Source organism: Bacillus sp. BD59S, assembly GCF_007363175.1.
Lineage (GTDB): Bacteria > Bacillota > Bacilli > Bacillales > Bacillaceae_G > Bacillus_A > Bacillus_A pacificus.
The window spans coordinates 676,384-692,609 of the sequence record NZ_CP034686.1 but is presented as its reverse complement, the minus strand read 5'-3'; the positions used below and the strand labels follow the sequence as shown (position 1 = coordinate 692,609).

General features: G+C 36.8%; 20 protein-coding genes, 7 tRNA genes and 4 riboswitches. Of the genes, 2 read left to right on the top strand and 25 right to left on the bottom strand.

From position 1 onward, the window contains the following. Positions 1 to 11: 11 nt before the first annotated feature. From kdpA to tenA, 15 genes are all read right to left on the bottom strand, one after another. Positions 12 to 1,679 (bottom strand): potassium-transporting ATPase subunit KdpA, encoded by a 1,668-nt coding sequence (gene kdpA / locus EKQ63_RS05465; protein WP_143880805.1) that lies wholly within the window; start codon positions 1,677 to 1,679, stop codon positions 12 to 14. 19 nt (positions 1,680 to 1,698) lie between these two features. Further along, positions 1,699 to 1,779, bottom strand: a complete 81-nt coding sequence (kdpF, locus tag EKQ63_RS05460) for a K(+)-transporting ATPase subunit F (RefSeq protein ID WP_000972376.1) — start codon at positions 1,777 to 1,779, stop codon at positions 1,699 to 1,701. Beyond that, entirely contained in the window at positions 1,776 to 1,880 is a 105-nt protein-coding gene (locus EKQ63_RS05455) for a SipW-dependent-type signal peptide-containing protein (protein WP_000887889.1), read from the bottom strand. Before EKQ63_RS05455 ends, kdpF begins: the two co-directional genes overlap by 4 nt. A 94-nt stretch (positions 1,881 to 1,974) precedes the next feature. Then, positions 1,975 to 2,120: riboswitch (cyclic di-AMP (ydaO/yuaA leader) on the bottom strand. 261 nt (positions 2,121 to 2,381) lie between these two features. Beyond that, a complete protein-coding gene (locus EKQ63_RS05450; RefSeq protein ID WP_000866315.1) occupies positions 2,382 to 2,612 on the bottom strand; it encodes a hypothetical protein in 231 nt (76 codons plus the stop codon). Between the two features lie 16 nt (positions 2,613 to 2,628). Next, a complete protein-coding gene (locus EKQ63_RS05445) occupies positions 2,629 to 3,015 on the bottom strand; it encodes a hypothetical protein (protein WP_087951404.1) in 387 nt (128 codons plus the stop codon). Between the two features lie 93 nt (positions 3,016 to 3,108). Next, positions 3,109 to 3,256: riboswitch (cyclic di-AMP (ydaO/yuaA leader) on the bottom strand. 85 nt (positions 3,257 to 3,341) lie between these two features. Continuing rightward, positions 3,342 to 4,163 (bottom strand): bifunctional hydroxymethylpyrimidine kinase/phosphomethylpyrimidine kinase, encoded by an 822-nt coding sequence (gene thiD, locus EKQ63_RS05440; protein ID WP_143880804.1) that lies wholly within the window; start codon positions 4,161 to 4,163, stop codon positions 3,342 to 3,344. Positions 4,164 to 4,169: 6 nt separating this feature from the next. Continuing rightward, positions 4,170 to 5,189, bottom strand: a complete 1,020-nt coding sequence (gene thiF, locus EKQ63_RS05435; RefSeq protein ID WP_143880803.1) for a thiazole biosynthesis adenylyltransferase ThiF — start codon at positions 5,187 to 5,189, stop codon at positions 4,170 to 4,172. Further along, positions 5,182 to 5,952: a thiazole synthase gene (gene thiG, locus EKQ63_RS05430; protein ID WP_000931995.1), complete on the bottom strand. Its 771-nt coding sequence runs from the start codon at positions 5,950 to 5,952 to the stop codon at positions 5,182 to 5,184. Before thiG ends, thiF begins: the two co-directional genes overlap by 8 nt. A gap of 2 nt (positions 5,953 to 5,954) precedes the next feature. Continuing rightward, positions 5,955 to 6,158, bottom strand: a complete 204-nt coding sequence (gene thiS / locus EKQ63_RS05425) for a sulfur carrier protein ThiS (protein WP_001049505.1) — start codon at positions 6,156 to 6,158, stop codon at positions 5,955 to 5,957. Between the two features lie 15 nt (positions 6,159 to 6,173). Continuing rightward, positions 6,174 to 7,283 carry a glycine oxidase ThiO gene (thiO, locus tag EKQ63_RS05420; protein WP_087951401.1) on the bottom strand — a complete coding sequence of 370 codons (1,110 nt, stop codon included), beginning with the start codon at positions 7,281 to 7,283 and terminating at the stop codon, positions 6,174 to 6,176. Next, complete coding sequence (gene tenI, locus EKQ63_RS05415; RefSeq protein WP_087951400.1) at positions 7,276 to 7,896, bottom strand: thiazole tautomerase TenI; 621 nt, start codon at positions 7,894 to 7,896, stop codon at positions 7,276 to 7,278. The genes thiO and tenI overlap by 8 nt, the downstream gene beginning before the upstream one ends. A 10-nt stretch (positions 7,897 to 7,906) precedes the next feature. After that, positions 7,907 to 8,908 (bottom strand): ABC transporter substrate-binding protein, encoded by a 1,002-nt coding sequence (locus EKQ63_RS05410; protein ID WP_063263445.1) that lies wholly within the window; start codon positions 8,906 to 8,908, stop codon positions 7,907 to 7,909. Further along, entirely contained in the window at positions 8,905 to 9,657 is a 753-nt protein-coding gene (locus EKQ63_RS05405) for an ABC transporter permease (protein WP_044790963.1), read from the bottom strand. The genes EKQ63_RS05410 and EKQ63_RS05405 overlap by 4 nt, the downstream gene beginning before the upstream one ends. Continuing rightward, positions 9,657 to 10,406 (bottom strand): ABC transporter ATP-binding protein, encoded by a 750-nt coding sequence (locus EKQ63_RS05400; RefSeq protein WP_143880802.1) that lies wholly within the window; start codon positions 10,404 to 10,406, stop codon positions 9,657 to 9,659. Before EKQ63_RS05400 ends, EKQ63_RS05405 begins: the two co-directional genes overlap by 1 nt. Further along, positions 10,375 to 11,070: a thiaminase II gene (gene tenA, locus EKQ63_RS05395; protein ID WP_000666826.1), complete on the bottom strand. Its 696-nt coding sequence runs from the start codon at positions 11,068 to 11,070 to the stop codon at positions 10,375 to 10,377. Before tenA ends, EKQ63_RS05400 begins: the two co-directional genes overlap by 32 nt. Before the next feature lie 82 nt (positions 11,071 to 11,152). Then, positions 11,153 to 11,255, bottom strand: a riboswitch (TPP riboswitch). A gap of 60 nt (positions 11,256 to 11,315) precedes the next feature. Then, positions 11,316 to 11,428: riboswitch (TPP riboswitch) on the bottom strand. Between the two features lie 269 nt (positions 11,429 to 11,697). On the opposite strand from tenA, the gene EKQ63_RS05390 reads away from it, so the two are divergent. Together EKQ63_RS05390 and EKQ63_RS05385 are read left to right on the top strand one after the other, a co-directional pair. After that, a complete protein-coding gene (locus EKQ63_RS05390; RefSeq protein ID WP_087951398.1) occupies positions 11,698 to 12,858 on the top strand; it encodes an SH3 domain-containing protein in 1,161 nt (386 codons plus the stop codon). A 5-nt stretch (positions 12,859 to 12,863) separates the two neighbouring features. Continuing rightward, complete coding sequence (locus EKQ63_RS05385; protein ID WP_087951397.1) at positions 12,864 to 13,202, top strand: hypothetical protein; 339 nt, start codon at positions 12,864 to 12,866, stop codon at positions 13,200 to 13,202. 224 nt (positions 13,203 to 13,426) lie between these two features. Here the strand turns inward: EKQ63_RS05385 and EKQ63_RS05380 are convergent, their stop codons facing one another. From EKQ63_RS05380 to EKQ63_RS30450, 10 genes are all read right to left on the bottom strand, one after another. Beyond that, a complete protein-coding gene (locus EKQ63_RS05380; protein WP_143880801.1) occupies positions 13,427 to 14,578 on the bottom strand; it encodes a DUF3965 domain-containing protein in 1,152 nt (383 codons plus the stop codon). Positions 14,579 to 14,872: 294 nt separating this feature from the next. Next, the gene (locus EKQ63_RS05375; protein ID WP_014893304.1) at positions 14,873 to 15,292 is read right to left on the bottom strand and encodes a CBS domain-containing protein; all 420 of its coding nucleotides are present in this window, start codon (positions 15,290 to 15,292) and stop codon (positions 14,873 to 14,875) included. 130 nt (positions 15,293 to 15,422) lie between these two features. After that, positions 15,423 to 15,494, bottom strand: a tRNA-Glu gene (locus tag EKQ63_RS05370). Between the two features lies 1 nt (position 15,495). Then, positions 15,496 to 15,570, bottom strand: a tRNA-Asn gene (locus EKQ63_RS05365). 8 nt (positions 15,571 to 15,578) lie between these two features. After that, positions 15,579 to 15,655 (bottom strand) — tRNA-Ile (locus tag EKQ63_RS05360). Positions 15,656 to 15,665: 10 nt separating this feature from the next. Beyond that, a tRNA-Trp gene (locus EKQ63_RS05355) sits at positions 15,666 to 15,736 on the bottom strand. A 6-nt stretch (positions 15,737 to 15,742) separates the two neighbouring features. Further along, positions 15,743 to 15,815: transfer RNA gene (locus EKQ63_RS05350), tRNA-Thr, on the bottom strand. Positions 15,816 to 15,824: 9 nt separating this feature from the next. Next, positions 15,825 to 15,900, bottom strand: a tRNA-Phe gene (locus EKQ63_RS05345). 8 nt (positions 15,901 to 15,908) lie between these two features. After that, a tRNA-Asp gene (locus EKQ63_RS05340) sits at positions 15,909 to 15,984 on the bottom strand. Between the two features lie 70 nt (positions 15,985 to 16,054). Continuing rightward, a complete protein-coding gene (locus tag EKQ63_RS30450) occupies positions 16,055 to 16,189 on the bottom strand; it encodes a hypothetical protein (RefSeq protein ID WP_254916515.1) in 135 nt (44 codons plus the stop codon). Positions 16,190 to 16,226 lie beyond the last annotated feature (37 nt).

Genomic DNA, 16,226 nt, shown 5'->3' with positions numbered 1-16,226 from the left:
TTTACCCTCCATTACTTCAATGTAAGAAATTCTGCAATTGGACCGAGTACTAACATCGGGAAGAATGTTAATGCACCGACAATTACAATTGTTCCGATGAAAATGCCGCCAAATAAACTATTATCCGTACGGAACGTTCCGACTGTTTCTGGTACAACCGTCTTTTCTTTCAAAGAAGCTGCCACAGCTAGCATCGTAATTAAACTGAAATAGCGTCCTAAAAACATAACTAAACCAGTTGTAATATTCCAAAACGGTGTATTATCCGCTAACCCTTCAAATCCAGATCCGTTATTCGCAGCTGACGATGTATATTCATATACCACTTGCGTTAAACCGTGAAAACCGGAATGAGAAATAGCATCCGTTCCTACACTTGTGGAAAGAGCTAATGCTGAAAATCCTAAAATAAGCAGTGGATGAAATAGTATCGTTACCGCAATTAATTTCATTTCCTTACCTTCAATTTTCTTACCTAAAAACTCCGGTGTCCGTCCAACCATCAATCCAGATATAAAGACTGCGATAATCGCATACATAATAATGTTCACAAAGCCTGCTCCAACGCCGCCGTATACTGTATTTAACATCATATTTACGAGTGGTACTAACCCACCAATTGGTGTTAACGTATCATGCATCGTATTCACCGCTCCAGTTTCAGCAGCTGTCGTTACTGTTGCGTATAGTGAAGAAAATACTGTTCCGAACCTTACTTCTTTTCCTTCTGTACTTCCTTGTACATGCTGGATACCCATGTCGTTTAATACTGGATTTCCATGTAATTCAGATGTCGTAATTGTGATAAATCCTAGCAAGAACACCATGAATAGTGATACAAAAAGAATACGTCCTTGCTTTTTATTTCCTACCATTCGTCCATACGTAAATGGAAGTGCTGTTGGCAATAACATCATAAGCATCATTTGCAAAATATTACTCATTTGTCCTGGATTTTCGAAAGGATGTGTAGAGTTTGCTCCGAAAAATCCACCGCCGTTATTTCCAAGTTCCTTAATGGAAACGAACGATGCAACTGGCCCACGTAAAATACTTTGCTTGGCGCCATCAATTGTTTGTGCTGTAACTGCACCGTCTAATGTTTGTGGTACGCCAAATGCAACAAAGAGTAACGCCGTAATAAAAGCGATAGGAAGAAATACTCTCGTTAAAGCTCTCGTAAAATCAACGAAAAAGTTACCAAGTTCCTTTCCAGCAAGGCCTCTTATAAACGCCATTACAAGTGCTAACGTCGTTGCCGGTGCTGCAAACATTAAAAATGTAATTCCGATCAATTGTGATAAATAAGATAAACCATTTTCACCGCTATAATGCTGTAAGTTTGTATCAGCCATAAAACTAATTGCTGTATTAAAAGCGAGCGTAGGCTCCATTCCTTCAATGTGTGCTGGATTTAATGGCAATACTCCTTGCAGTCTGAAAATGAAATATACGACAACAATCATAAATCCATTTAATAAAACTAATGATAACGCGTACTGTTTCCACGTTTGATTGTATTCTTTTACACCCGTAATTTTAAAAATAATTTTTTCAAAAGGCCCGAATACTTTATCTAGCTTTTTACTACCTTGAAAGGCTTTCTCTAAATAAATTCCCGTTGGCTTTGCCACAAGAACAAACAACAGCATTGTAATAACGACTGCTACCCAGATCATAATGAATGACTCCCCCTAATTAAAACTTTTCCGGATTTAATAATGCATACACTAAGTACACCGTAATTGCTGCAACAATAATTGATAAGGCAATCATCATGATTGCTTCCCTTCTTTCACAACTTTATCTGACCAACTTGCAAGACTTGCCATCGATGCGACTAATACAACAAAAATCCCGATCATTACAACATCTAACATAATTATCCCTCTCTTTTGTAAAAAATTACCATTAAATAATCAAAAAAAGAACACTAAGCTCTACTTAGTGTTCGAAATGAACAACACAAAGTAAACCTCCTCTCTAAACGCTTACGAGGTTAGCTGTCGGATTCGGGCCTAAAGAGTAGCCCTACTTTCAAAACTGAAAGATTCACCCCAAGTGACGATGCACAAAATTGGTTCCCCCGCTCCATTTCTGGAACTCAGCGATTTTAGGTTTTTTTGGAAATTTTATGAATGATTTATGAAAGTAAATATACTCCTCTATATTTAACTTGTAAAGAGGCAAATTACCTAAAATAAGAAAATATACATCTATTTAAACGCTTACATTAAGTGTTATTAATATTCTTTCATCTGTTTTCTCGTCTTTTCTTTCTTTTTCACAGAAATGACCTTTTAAATACGAAATAAAAAGAGCGAATGACATGAAGTGCATAGCTTGTTGCACTCAGCATTCGCTCTTTTTTCATCGACTATTTATTCTCCACGCAAAAATGCGCGCAAATTTCTCCCACGAATATAAACTTGTGACAATTCTGCATGTAGCTGCTCATATTCGATAACATCTGTTTTTAAATATAAAGCATCTTTAGATGGCAATATGATATAGGGCCTTGGAAAAATAGGATCAAGTACGACCAATTCTTGAACTCGCTCTACCGATACCGCCCAACGATTCGCTATATCTCCTAATAACAACACTTTCATCTTCTTCTCCCCCGCCCTATTCAAAAAATAAAAAAGTAATATTATCACAATTCGTAAACACGACAAATGTAGCTCCAATTGTTTCATAGAGCCTCGCTGGATATCGTTTATTCCTTGTAACAACAGTAATAGGTGCCTGAAAAGAAAAGCGAATGTGTTCTGTGAAAAAACTAACGATTGGAAGCTCATCCCCTAGTAAAATTACCTTCTTAATACACTCACAAATACTAGTAAAATCCTGCTCCTTACTACAACTATACGTCCAATCAAATCCACAATCCCTAACTTCAGCTGCTATCTCTTCATTTGCTGTAAAAATAATTAACTCATGTTGAAATGCTACTAAATCTCTTAAACTATTTACCTTGCTTTCTTCTCCAACACAAATAAGTGTTAGTTCCATGTACCTCATCCTCCTTAGCATAAAAGAACTCGAATATAGATTGATATTCCCCTATACTAATCAGATCGATGAAGTGATGTATCCATCATGGCACCGCCCTCTCTCAAGACGCTTACGAAGTTAGCTGTCGGATTCGGACTTTGAGAGTAGCCCTACTTTCAAAATTGAAAGATTCACCCCTAGTGACACTTCACAAATTGGTTCCTCCGCTCCATATAATTGGACTCAGCGTATTACAAAAAATGTATTCTGGCTGATATATTACTCCTGTAATTGGAAAAAGTAAATAGAAAAAAAGCCAGTTACAAAACTGACTTTTCACTTTCTTACAAACGCATTTTATTCACTTTATATGCAAAATGATTCGTCGGTCCATGACCACTACCGATATTCAATGGCTCTTCAATTGCTATACTAATAAATTGTTTTGCTTCTTGAACTGCCTCTTCAATCGAGTAGCCCTTCGCAAGTCCTGCTGTAACTGCAGATGCAAATGTACAGCCGCTTCCGTGTGTTTGTTTCGAAGGAATTCGCTCACTTCTAAATTCAATAAACTCTTCTCCATCAAAGAGTAAATCAATTACTTCATTACCTTGATATTCAGCATGCCCGCCCTTCATAAGTACATATTTCGCACCTAATTCATGCAGTACTTTTGCAGCCTCTTTACTATCTTCAACGTTATGAATTTCTAGCCCTGTTAACACTTCTGCTTCAGGAACATTCGGTGTTATAACAGTTGCTACTGGTAATAAGTATTCTTTTAATGCTTGTACTGCTTCTTGTTGTAATAGTGATGCTCCTCCTTTTGCAATCATAACAGGATCTAGCACAATATTATTCCAGCCAAATTTCTTAATCTGTTCTGCCACAATTTGAATAATTTCACTACTAAACAACATTCCTAGTTTCACAGCATCTGGTGTTAAATCCGTACCAATTGAATTCAACTGTTCCGTAATACCTTCTAATGGAACTGGATATACGCCTTGAACGCCAAGCGTGTTTTGAGCAGTAATTGCCGTAATTGCCGTCATACCATACACACCAAGCTCTTGGAATGTTTTTAAATCTGCTTGAATGCCGGCACCGCCGCCACTATCAGATCCTGCAATTGTTAAAGCTTTATTTACTTTCATCCCACTCATCCTTTTCTATCCAAAATAGCGATGATAAATTGTTTTTGCTTCGCTTATATCTTTCGTTCCATGTACAAGTACACGACCATCTTTAAAAGCAACTAATCTCTTTTCTTCCACAGAAAATGATAATAAATATGGATTTACATTTAAATCATTCACACGATCATTCAGCAGCTCTTTATATCGTTCAAAATCTATTTCCTCTTTATGAGGTGGTCTAATTTGAACTGTATTTCTCCCGCATAACACTGCTGTTTTCGATGTATTGTCTTTATTTAAATACGGATACAATGCATTCTCTCCGCACGAAGGACAATTGTGTTTACGAAGCTTTTGTACATTCATACATGAATATTCATTCTTCCACATATCAAACGATACAAGTCCATCCCGGAGTGCCTCGTAATCTTCCACTAACAATTTAAGAGCTTCTGTTACTTGATGAGAAACGACGAGAGATACAGCAGGCGATATAATGCCTGCCGTATCACATGTCGCTCCCCCAAGCGGAATTGCTTGTAACAAACATGATAAACATGGCGTTTTACTAGGAAGAATGGTGTAAGAAAGGCCGTAACTCCCTACACATGCTCCGTAAATCCATGGAATAGAATACTTTTGTGCTATATCATTCACAATGAAACGTGTTTCAAAATTATCAGTCGCATCGATTATTACATCAACATTTGTAACAAGTTCTTCTAATTCCTCAGCTGTTACATCTTGAACGAGCGCTTCTACTCTTACTTCACTATTAATCTCTTCTAGACGATTCTTCGCTGCTACAGCTTTCGGAAGATTATTTTTCACATCACTCTCTGCATACAATTGCTGCCTTTGTAAATTACTCCAATCGACATAATCACGATCAACAATCGTTACTGTGCCAACACCCGCTCTTACAAACATTTCTGCATTTGCACTACCTAGTGCACCCGCACCAATAATGAGTACATGCTTTTCTCTTATTTTTTGCTGGCCTTCTTCTCCAATCGGAGAAAATAATTCTTGGCGAGAATATCGATTATTCAACTACGCTCATTCCTTCTAAAGGACTACTTGCCGTTGCACAACGCTTACGTGCAATACGACCTGCTTCAAATCCTAAACGGCCTGCCTCAATACTTAATTTCATTGCTTGTGCCATTTTAATAGGATCTTTTGCTCCTGATACAGCTGTATTTAATAACACGCCATCTGCTCCTAATTCCATCGCAAATGCCGCATCAGCCGGGCTACCGATACCAGCATCAACGATAACTGGTACTGTCGCTTGTTCAATAATAAAGCTCAAATTCAATGGATTTACAATACCAAGTCCTGATCCAATTGGAGATGCTCCTGGCATAATCGCATGCACGCCAAGTTCTTGTAATTTACGTGCTAATACAACATCATCAGATGTGTACGGAAGTACGATAAATCCTTCCTCTAGTAACATTTCAGATGCCTTTAACGTCTCTACCGGATCAGGTAATAACGTTCTATCATCACCAATAACTTCTACCTTTATCATGTCACAAAGCCCAGAAGCTTTTGCTAATTTTGCAATACGAACAGCTTCTTCAGCATTTTTTGCTCCGGCTGTATTCGGTAATAACGTATATTTTTTCACATCAAGTTTCTCTAATAAATTAGGCTGCTTTGCATCAAATATATCCATACGACGTACTGCGAACGTTAAAACCTCAGCCTCAGATACATCAATTGCCTTTTGCTGCACATCAAAATCAGGGAATTTTCCTGTTCCTAATAAAAGTCTAGAATGAAATGAAAATGGTCCAATGTTTAACATAATCAACCGCCTCCTACGAAAGTTACAATCTCAATTTGGTCTCCATCAAAAACAGATGTATCTGTATGATCATCTTTTTGTAAAATATCTTTATTACGCTCTACTACAACAATTCTGTTATCTAACTCTAAATGTGTAAGTAGCTCAGCTACTGTTTTCACACTCTCTGGCACTTCAATTTGATTACCATTAATTTTTAAATTCAAACTTCCATCCCCTTTCTAAACTGTTTTAGAAAGCAATGAATCTAGCAAGTGATTCTCCTGCTTTCCCTCTATTAAATCAGCCATATATTGACCAGAAACAGGACTTAATAAAATACCGTTTCGATAATGGCCCGTACAAGCATATAAACCTTTTATTTCTTCATGCTCTCCCATATAAGGAGCTTCATGATTCGATTGTGGTCTTAATCCCGCCCATGCACTTTCCCATTCAGCTTCTTTTAAAGCAGGCAATATTGTATACGCGCGCTCTAATATAGAAGTAATACTTTCCGGTTGCACAGTTTTATTGAACGTACGGGGCTTCATCGTTGCACCAATTACGTAACGTCCACCGCGCTTTGGTGCAATGTAAAATCTTTCTTGGAAAATAGGCGCCTTTAAAAGTGGTTTTCTACTTCTTACCGCTACTACTTCTCCTTTAACTGGATATGTACCCCATTCGCGGTGAAAATAACCTAGTAACTTTGTGCTCCATGAGCCACCCGCAATCACAACTTTTTCGCAAGTGATCATACCTTCGCTTGTCACAATTCCAGTCACTTTATTATTTTCAATACGAACATCAAACACTTCTGTCTGTTCATATATATCAGCACCCGAGAATGATGCGGAATGTGCGAATGCTTTCGTAAGATCTGGTGCAATAACATGACCGTCTTTCGGATAATATACAGCCCCTATAATTGACTCAGATAGATACGGCTCTTTCTCTCGCAAACGATCTCCCGCTAGAAAGTAAGAATCTTCACCGGTTTTCTGCTGCCAATCCATAATATGAAGAATTCTTTCCTTTTCCTCTTCATTTTGAGCAATGCGATAAATGCCTTTCTCTTCATACCCAATATCGATGCCTGTTTTTTCACGTAAAACTTCTGCAAGTTGTGGAAATATAGCACGGCTTTCTCTAGCAAGTTCAAATAGCGGGTCATATTCATCCCATTCTGCCTGCACCCCAAGTAAACCAGCGGCTGCTTTCGAGGCTTCAGATGCAATCTGTTGCTTCTCTACAATCGCTACTTTATGTCCTCTTTCTGCTAGAAAATGTGCAACTGAACTACCAATTACACCACCGCCAATTATCGCTACATCATACTTCTTACACATGTTTTTCCGCCCACTTTCTTATTGATTCCTTATAAGATTTCGCTTTGCTATACGGGTTACTACTACTTATAATCCCAGACATAACAGCAATACCACTGACGCCGTTAGTAAGAACATCTCCAGTGTTTTCCGGAGTGATTCCTCCAATTGCTGTAATCGGTATGGATAAACACTTTGCAATGTCTGAAATTTCTTCAAGCCCTCTCGCTGGCACACCTTTTTTACAATCTGTCGGAAATACATGACCATAAACGAGTGAATCCGCGCCATTCTTAAATGCATCGATCGCCTCTTCTAAAGAATGCACAGAATAACCGACATGCAAATAAGAAAACTTTTCTTTCACTGACCTTACATCTGCGCTTCGATATCCTAGCTGCACGCGCGGAATGTTTAATAAAATAGCAATATCAATTCGATCATTTATCACTATTTTGGATGCTGGAAAGCCCTTCTTCAAAAGATTTTCCACACCTTCATACAATTCCTTCGTACTTTTCTCACGCTCACGAATATGCAAATAATCAATTTCACTTTCAATTTGCATCGCTACATTCACTAACTCTTCGAATGACATGTGCCCATTTGAGATTACATGAAGCTCATTTTTCATATTCATTCGCCTACTTTAAAATGTTTTCGAATAACTCATCGGCCGGAACGATTTCTTTCGTCATTCCTTTATCTTTCAGCCATTTATTTTGTTTCTCCCATGACTCTTTTGAATCTGATAAAAATGGCTCATCCTTCGTTTCCATCTTCTCTAATAAAATTTTCATACTTTCTTTTTCAACTTCTGGTACAAGCGGGAAGTTTTCTTTTTCTTGATGATTTAATAAAATATTTAATGCTTCATCTGGATTTTTCTTCATGAAATCATAACCTTTTTTTGTACCACGCAAGAAAGCTTGCAACGCTTCTTTATCTTTTTTCAATGTTTTATCACCTGTTACAAATACAAGCTCATGATAATTCGGTACACCATAATCTGCTGGATTAAAGTATGCTGGTTCATGACCTTCATGACGCATAACAGGTACTTCGTGGTTAATGTATGCTCCTGTTACCGCATCCACTTTTTTCGTGATTAATGCTGGTACTAAATCAAAACCAACATCGACTACTTTCACTGTATCTGGATTACCACCAGCTTCTTTTACCATCGTTTTTAAATACATCTCACTTAAAGGTGTTCCAGAATATCCAACTGTTTTACCCTCTAAATCTTTTGGCGATTGAATGCCTGCAGACTTCAGCGATACAACATGATTTAATGGTGAACGTACGACAGCTCCAATTGATTTCACTGGAATTTGTTCATTTGCTTTTGCCATGACAACATCTGGCTGATAATATAAGCCCACTGTTACTTTTCCTGCAGCTGCTAACGTTAATGGGTCAGTCGGATTAGAAGGAAATTTAATATTCACCTTTACTCCTTCTTCTTTAAAGTAGCCTTTTTCAATTGCTGCATAAATAAAACTATGTACCGCATTTGGATACCAATCAAGCATGACCGTTATTTCTTTCTCTTTTTTACTTTTGTCCGATGCTGAATTACTCGAACATCCAGCAATCATTGCAACTAATAATGTAAACACAAAGATGCGTTTTAAAAATTTCATGAATGCTTCCTCCAACTAATAAATTTCTTTTCTAATACCGAAATAAGTACGACGAAGAAAATAGCTAATAATGATAACAATACAATGGGTGCAAATACACCCGCTCCGTCTAACTGCGTCATCATTCTCTTACTGAAATATCCTAGCCCCGCTTGTGCACCGAGCCATTCACCAATTGCCGCCCCAATTACACTAAGCGGTACTGCAATTTTTAAAGCTGAGAAAAAATAAGGAAGAGCAGACGGCAATTTTAATTTAAGAAAAACATCTTTTTTCGTTGCCCCATACGTAACTAAAAGCTCCTCCCATTCTTTTTTCGTACTGCGCAGTCCATCATACGTATTGACCGCAATTGGGAAAAACGTAATTAAAACCGTAACAACAACCTTACTCCAGATCGTATATCCAAACCATAAAACGAAAAGCGGAGCAAGCGCTGTAATAGGAATCGTTTGTGAGGCAACTAATAATGGATAAAAAGCTCTCTCCATCCAATTACTCGCATTCATTAACATCGCTAGCCCTACCCCAAGTACGATAGAAATAGCCACTCCTATTAAAACGACATATAATGTTGCAGGCAAATGAACCGTAAATAATATATCTTTTAGTTTCCATATTTTCATTACAATTGCAGACGGTGACGGTAAAATGTACATTTCATCTACAATTCTTGCGCCTACTTCCCAAAGAGCAAGTAAAATACTAGAAAGCGTAAGAGCAGGTAATAGCTCCTTCAACCGGTTCATCATACGAGTACCTGCCTTTGCAACATACTAAGGAGCTCATCTTTAAGCGCTATCACTTCAGGCTTATATAAATCTTTTCTTGTCCGATTACGATCAAGCGGTACAATCCTCTCGGTTAAAGTAGTTATCGGTTGATTTTCTACAACGAAAATTCGATTAGAAAGAAACAATGCTTCTTCCACATCATGAGTGATAAATAAAATTGTTTTTCCCCACTCTTTCCATTGTTCAAACAACCATTCTTGCAAAGATGCCTTCGTTAAAGCATCCAACGCGCTAAACGGTTCATCTAACAGCAATATCTCCCCGCCTGTTAATAAAGTTCGAATAAAGGATACGCGTTGTCTCATACCACCAGATAAATCTTTCGGATATTTTGTCTCATACCCTTGTAAGCCAAATTTATGCAATAGTTCCTTTGCCCTTATTTGTGCTTCTTTCTTCTGTACACCTTGGCACTCTAACGGTAGGGCAGCATTCTCAATAATCGTTCTCCACGGCAGGAGCATATCTTTTTGGGGCATATACCCTACAGGATGGCTCTTTGTTTCTTTCAGCTCTATCTGTCCCGTACTTACTTCTTCTAAACCTGTAATAAGGCGAAATAAAGTACTTTTCCCGCATCCACTCGGTCCGATAATACTTACAAACTCTTTATCTTGTATAGAAGCATTTAATTCATTGATGATTGGCTTCTCATCATAATGAAAAGAAACATTATGAAACTGTAGTATGTTCTTGCTCCTCAAATCCCCACATCTCCTTACGATAGGACATATCCCAGAATAAATATTCAAATCGACTGGAATATAGGAAAATCTCTTCTAATCGATCTAGCTCTTTTTCAGACTTTCCAACTGCCATTTCATTTAATAAATCGATTAACCAAATACAAAGGTTACCGTATTCTTCAGAACTATATCCTTGAATCCACTCACCAAAGAATTCATGATCCCTTGCTCCAGGAATATCATTTAAACGCTTTCCAATTTCCCAGTAGCTCCACATACATGGAAGAAGTGCTGCTATTAATTCTGCAAGTGTGCCATTTTGAGATACAGACATCATGTAATTTGTATAAGCTAGATTTTTAGCAGATGGCTTTGCAGACTCTATCTCCTCTATAGAAATTCCAAGTCTTTTTGCATATTGTTTATGAATTGTCATTTCTCCATTTAATATCCCATCAATTTGTTCAGCAAATTTCCCCATTACTTGTGGATTCGTTGCCTTTACAACACCGATCGCATATAGCTTTGCATAATCTAACAAATATAAATAATCTTGAATAATGTAATACTGAAACTTATCTTTTTCTAATGTGCCATCCCCCATACCTACAACAAATGGATGATTATGACTCATCTCCCAAACTGGTTGTACAGTTTCTAATAATCTATCGCAAAATTTCATTTCTCTATCCCCTTTCAATTTATATATCTAAATAAAAAACCACTTCTAAATAAGAAGTGGTTACAGCAAATAAAATTATAATTTATTCGTTGCTCCACTTCCCTTCGCTAGTATTACCTAGATCAGGTCTGTAAGGGTTAAGGATTATTCCTCTCTCAGCACAACAAGCACCCCTAGTGGTTTCAATATGAAATTTTCAAATAAAAAAGCCCCGTTTCTATACGCAAAGAAACGGGGACTCATTATTAGTGTCCGAATTGCTTCCCTACGCTAGCATAATCTAGATCAGGTAATAAAAAGGATCAAAGACTTAAGGTCTTACTCTCAGCTGGCAACACCAGCTCTCCTAGCAAACTATAAAATTATCACTGTCAGTATAACACCGTAATAAGACATCATCAACTTTTTTAATTTTCTCAATTGTCAACAAAATAACAAAGCCATATAATACTTATATTCTATTTTGGAAATTATTATCCTAATGAATTGGATAAAAATGAATCATTATCCTCAAAAAATTTATTTTTATATTGATTTCATATTACATTTATGTGAATACACCCACTATATTATATCTTTATACTATAATAAAATTACAACTATACAACTAGAGGAGGTCTCTATTATATGAATATGAAAGCTACTGCTTTAACAGCAACTACTGTCGCAATTGCTTCTTTACTTCCTTCTATGGGAGAAACAAATGTACAAACAGCCAACGCTGAACAATTATCTAATGTGAAAACTGGATATGTCAAAGTCGATCAAGTAGCCTTACATACAAAAGATAACACAAATAGCTCATCAATTGATACAATTCGCTTTAATACGAAAGTGAATATACTTGAAACAACTAATGACTGGTATAAAGTATCTGTTAATAATAAAGTAGGTTACGTACAAAAAGATTCTATTCTACTAAAAAACAAACTTCAATCTAATAATCAATATATCGTCAATGCCAATGCATTAAACGTTCGTTCTGAACCTAATCTAGAATCTTCAATTTTAGATGTATTACCAAATGGGAAATTCGTTACCATTCAAGAAGAACAAGGCGAGTGGTATAAAATTTTACATAATGGCAAAACAGGTTACGTACAAAAGGCATTCGTATCTAATGGTTCACAGCCTTTAGTAAAAGGCATCACAGTTCAAAATAATGCGAAATACACAGTTGCAACACCTAAACTTAATGTACGTAGCGACGCTAGTACAAGTAGCGCACTACTTGGTTCATTGCAAAATGGTACACAATTACAAGTAGTGGAAACTGTAGGAACTTGGTATAAAATTCGTTTTGGCACAGGATACGGATACGTGGCAAAACATTATGTAGTGCAAAACCAAACGCAATCACAAGCTCAAACGGCTCAACCTACTTCCATTCCAGCCGTTTTCAAATTCCCTACTCAAGGAAGAATTAGCTCAACATTTGATATGCGCTGGGAACAAATGCATTATGGTATAGATATCGCAGCTCAGGGTAATGTCTCTATCCAGGCGGCGGCGGCAGGTAAAGTCGTGAAATCATATTATTCAGCTAGCTATGGCAATGTTGTGTTCATCGCTCATCAAATAAACGGGAAATTATATACAACAGTCTATGCTCACATGAAAGATCGCACTGTACAAGCTGGTGATCAAGTACAAGCTGGACAATTAGTAGGTCATATGGGAAACACAGGTCATTCATACGGGCAACATCTTCATTTTGAATTACACAATGGAGAATGGAATTTTGAAAAAACAAATGCAGTAAACCCACTGCCATATTTAGTTAGGTAAATTGTATGCCACGCAATATCAATATACCTCTCTTAATTGAATACTTAGCCTTTTTAGGCTTAATCTGTTGCTTAGTAATTTATAATACAAATACTGTATTTTTATCTATTATCATTGCTTTTGTTGCTTTAGAAATTATGATGGAAGCTTTTCAAGTTCAACTAAAACAAAAAATTGCCCATATTTATAATGCCATCTTTCTATTAAGTGCCTTAATAACAAATATTATTAGTAATGGTTTTTATTTATCTACCGTATTTCCCGTATTCTTTATGGCTGTTTTATTAATCATAGCTAGATACATTCATGTTCCTACTAACAAAAAACACGAACAAGAAGCTTAGAAAGAGGAGACACCGTGTATCAATCTTTCAAAGATAATCCGCTAAAATATATATTGAATTTATACAAAAAAACAAATACTTTTTTTGGTATACAAGGAAGCTATACGGCACAATTTCTCCTTTATGGAATGTTATTTCTCGTCTTAATTACATTTTTCTTGCTTTACTAAATTAAAAAGGATCTCAATTATGAGATCCTTTTTAATTTATATAGAAAATGCTCTTTATCCACAAGCATATTTTTCATAAATAAAGCTAAGATTATATTTTTTCTCTAAGCTCATTCTTTGTTCATCATCACACCAATAGAACAGAATATCATGAATCGTTGCATAACGCTTATTTTTAAGAAACAGTTTAAAGAAAGATGGTAAACAGTCATGTAATTGTATAAATATATAATTGCGTAATATTTCTTCTTTATATTTAATGCCCTTACAAATATACAATAATTCTTCACAATAATATGCATGTTGTGGAACTTGGATCATTTCGAAAAATGGCACATATGATAATAACTTTCCAATAAAATGATCATATCGATCCATTATCCCTATCGTCATATGCTCCATCATATCTTTCATTACATATAAATAATCATCTACATGAGTAGTCTTGAGTGGGTCTAATCGATCTGAAATTTGAGAAAGTACAGCCCTTTGGCAAGCTAACACCGCTTGACTAGGTCCATAATACGATAGAAAGTCTGTACACTTACGATACTTTCGTAATAAATCATATGTATATAAGTCATAAACAAAAGTATTACAATACATCGCTAAACTCATCATATCACTATTTAATTGCTCTTTTGATAGTGACTTAGCTCTCTTACACATATAAAAGAATGTAAATTCTAATACTTCTTTATGAGATAATAGATGTTTACAGTCTGTTATACATTTCTCATTAAATTTAACTCTATCCCAAATTTCTACATGCCCATCAGTTAATTCACCAATACGATATTTAATAATTAAATAGTTTAAAGCCACCGCCTGCGTCAAAAGATCCCACGTTTCATATTCCAATGAAGTATGAACAAACTCAGCTAGCCCTTGAGTTACCATAAAAGTATTCGCTTCTTCATACCAACCAATTTCTTGGCATAAGCGAAGAATACGTACTAAAGTTGGAATTTCGTCTTTATGAAATTGCGGTAAATTCTTTGCTTTATTCATTCCATATACGATAAATGCCGCTAAATTTTCTTCTTTATAAAATTCTTTTTCTTTCCACACTAATATAGTTCGTTCTTTCCCTTCACCTTTTGGATGACAAGGTACAAGCAAAGAAAATAATTCAGCGAAATTATTTGGTTCTATATATGTATCTGTAACCAAATTCCAATTTGGATCGCGCTGTACAGCCTTCATATAATTCCCCTTCCCTTTTGTCTACATAGGAAATATTAATCCATTATTACATCATTAACAATAAATATTGTTATATTCGAAATCAATCATAATACTTATATCTATCAGTATATCATTTTTTATCTTATTTATAATTAGGAATGACAAATTTAAATAAACTGTCGAAATTACTCACTGTATACTTATTATATAATGGCTCAGATACATCATGCTAACATATTAGCTTAACCCTATATACTAGAATAATGTATCTGATTTTTATACGTAACGTATTCCACTAACTAAAATCTCACTTCATTCCGTATGCTCTGATATTTCACTTAAAGCAAATCCCGCTTGATCATCTGCCGATTCTTTTATAGCTAAATCTCCTAGTGCTAACATCCCAACGAGTTGACCACTCTCGACTACTGGCAATCGTCTAATTTGATACTGCGCCATTAACTCTGTAGCCTTTTCAATAGAATCGTCTGGAGAAACTGAAACAATGTTTGTTGTCATTACATTTGTAATTTTATTAGATCCAGGATGTTTTTCAGCAATTCCTCGAACAACTAAATCTCGGTCCGTAACAAGACCAACAACTTGTTCATTTTCGACAACCGGGATCAATCCAATCGATTCTTCTTTCATCTTTACAGCAGCTTCATATACATTGTCTAACGGTGTACACTGTACAATATGAGTGCTCATCAAGTCTCTCACTCGTGTCATTTGTATCTCCTCCTTTTTATACATACCATAGCTTTTCCTAAATCCCTTTATTTATTTCAGGAAAATCAGTTGATAAAGGAGAATGAACGCACAATAAAAAAGAGTCAGCATATTGCTGACTCTTTTTTTATGACCCGTACGGGATTCGAACCCGTGTTACCGCCGTGAAAGGGCGGTGTCTTAACCACTTGACCAACGGGCCATGGCTCCGCAGGTAGGACTCGAACCTACGACCGATCGGTTAACAGCCGATAGCTCTACCACTGAGCTACTGCGGAATAATATATGGTGGGCCTAAATGGACTCGAACCATCGACCTCACGCTTATCAGGCGTGCGCTCTAACCAGCTGAGCTATAGGCCCATATACTTTACAGGGGCAGTAGGAATCGAACCCACACTGGAGGTTTTGGAGACCTCAGTTCTACCTTTAAACTATGCCCCTAAAGGATGCCGACTAGAGGACTTGAACCCCCAACCTACTGATTACAAGTCAGTTGCTCTACCAATTGAGCTAAGTCGGCATAAAAAAATGGTGGCTCGGGACGGAATCGAACCGCCGACACGAGGATTTTCAGTCCTCTGCTCTACCGACTGAGCTACCGAGCCAACATAAATGGCGGTCCCGACCGGGGTCGAACCGGCGATCTCCTGCGTGACAGGCAGGCATGTTAACCACTACACCACGGGACCATTTGGTTGCGGGGACAGGATTTGAACCTGCGACCTTCGGGTTATGAGGTATTAGGCACGCCGCCAGCGTTCATCCTGAGCCAGGATCAAACTCTCCAATAAAGTTAGTTTGTCTAGCATCTAAAATAAAAATTGACGTTTCACGTTGTTTGTTTCGTTCAGTTTTCAAAGAACTTGTCCATCGCTTCAGAAGCGACTTCATCATATTAACATCTTCATTTTTCGATGTCAACTAAGTTTTA

Bases quoted from the DNA above. Each gene is read 5' to 3' on its own strand.
- EKQ63_RS05455 (WP_000887889.1), bottom strand. From the start codon at position 1,880: ATGTTAGATGTTGTAATGATCGGGATTTTTGTTGTATTAGTCGCATCG.
- kdpA (WP_143880805.1), bottom strand. From the start codon at position 1,679: ATGATCTGGGTAGCAGTCGTTATTACAATGCTGTTGTTTGTTCTTGTG.
- EKQ63_RS05405 (WP_044790963.1), bottom strand. From the start codon at position 9,657: ATGAACCGGTTGAAGGAGCTATTACCTGCTCTTACGCTTTCTAGTATT.
- EKQ63_RS05390 (WP_087951398.1), top strand. From the start codon at position 11,698: ATGAATATGAAAGCTACTGCTTTAACAGCAACTACTGTCGCAATTGCT.
- EKQ63_RS30450 (WP_254916515.1), bottom strand. From the start codon at position 16,189: ATGATGAAGTCGCTTCTGAAGCGATGGACAAGTTCTTTGAAAACTGAA.
- thiG (WP_000931995.1), bottom strand. From the start codon at position 5,952: ATGTTAAACATTGGACCATTTTCATTTCATTCTAGACTTTTATTAGGA.
- EKQ63_RS05385 (WP_087951397.1), top strand. From the start codon at position 12,864: ATGCCACGCAATATCAATATACCTCTCTTAATTGAATACTTAGCCTTT.
- tenA (WP_000666826.1), bottom strand. From the start codon at position 11,070: ATGAAATTTTGCGATAGATTATTAGAAACTGTACAACCAGTTTGGGAG.
- EKQ63_RS05410 (WP_063263445.1), bottom strand. From the start codon at position 8,908: ATGAAATTTTTAAAACGCATCTTTGTGTTTACATTATTAGTTGCAATG.
- thiD (WP_143880804.1), bottom strand. From the start codon at position 4,163: ATGAGTGGGATGAAAGTAAATAAAGCTTTAACAATTGCAGGATCTGAT.
- kdpF (WP_000972376.1), bottom strand. From the start codon at position 1,779: ATGATGATTGCCTTATCAATTATTGTTGCAGCAATTACGGTGTACTTA.
- thiO (WP_087951401.1), bottom strand. From the start codon at position 7,283: ATGTGTAAGAAGTATGATGTAGCGATAATTGGCGGTGGTGTAATTGGT.
- EKQ63_RS05450 (WP_000866315.1), bottom strand. From the start codon at position 2,612: ATGAAAGTGTTGTTATTAGGAGATATAGCGAATCGTTGGGCGGTATCG.
- tenI (WP_087951400.1), bottom strand. From the start codon at position 7,896: ATGAAAAATGAGCTTCATGTAATCTCAAATGGGCACATGTCATTCGAA.
- EKQ63_RS05375 (WP_014893304.1), bottom strand. From the start codon at position 15,292: ATGACACGAGTGAGAGACTTGATGAGCACTCATATTGTACAGTGTACA.
- EKQ63_RS05445 (WP_087951404.1), bottom strand. From the start codon at position 3,015: ATGGAACTAACACTTATTTGTGTTGGAGAAGAAAGCAAGGTAAATAGT.
- EKQ63_RS05380 (WP_143880801.1), bottom strand. From the start codon at position 14,578: ATGAAGGCTGTACAGCGCGATCCAAATTGGAATTTGGTTACAGATACA.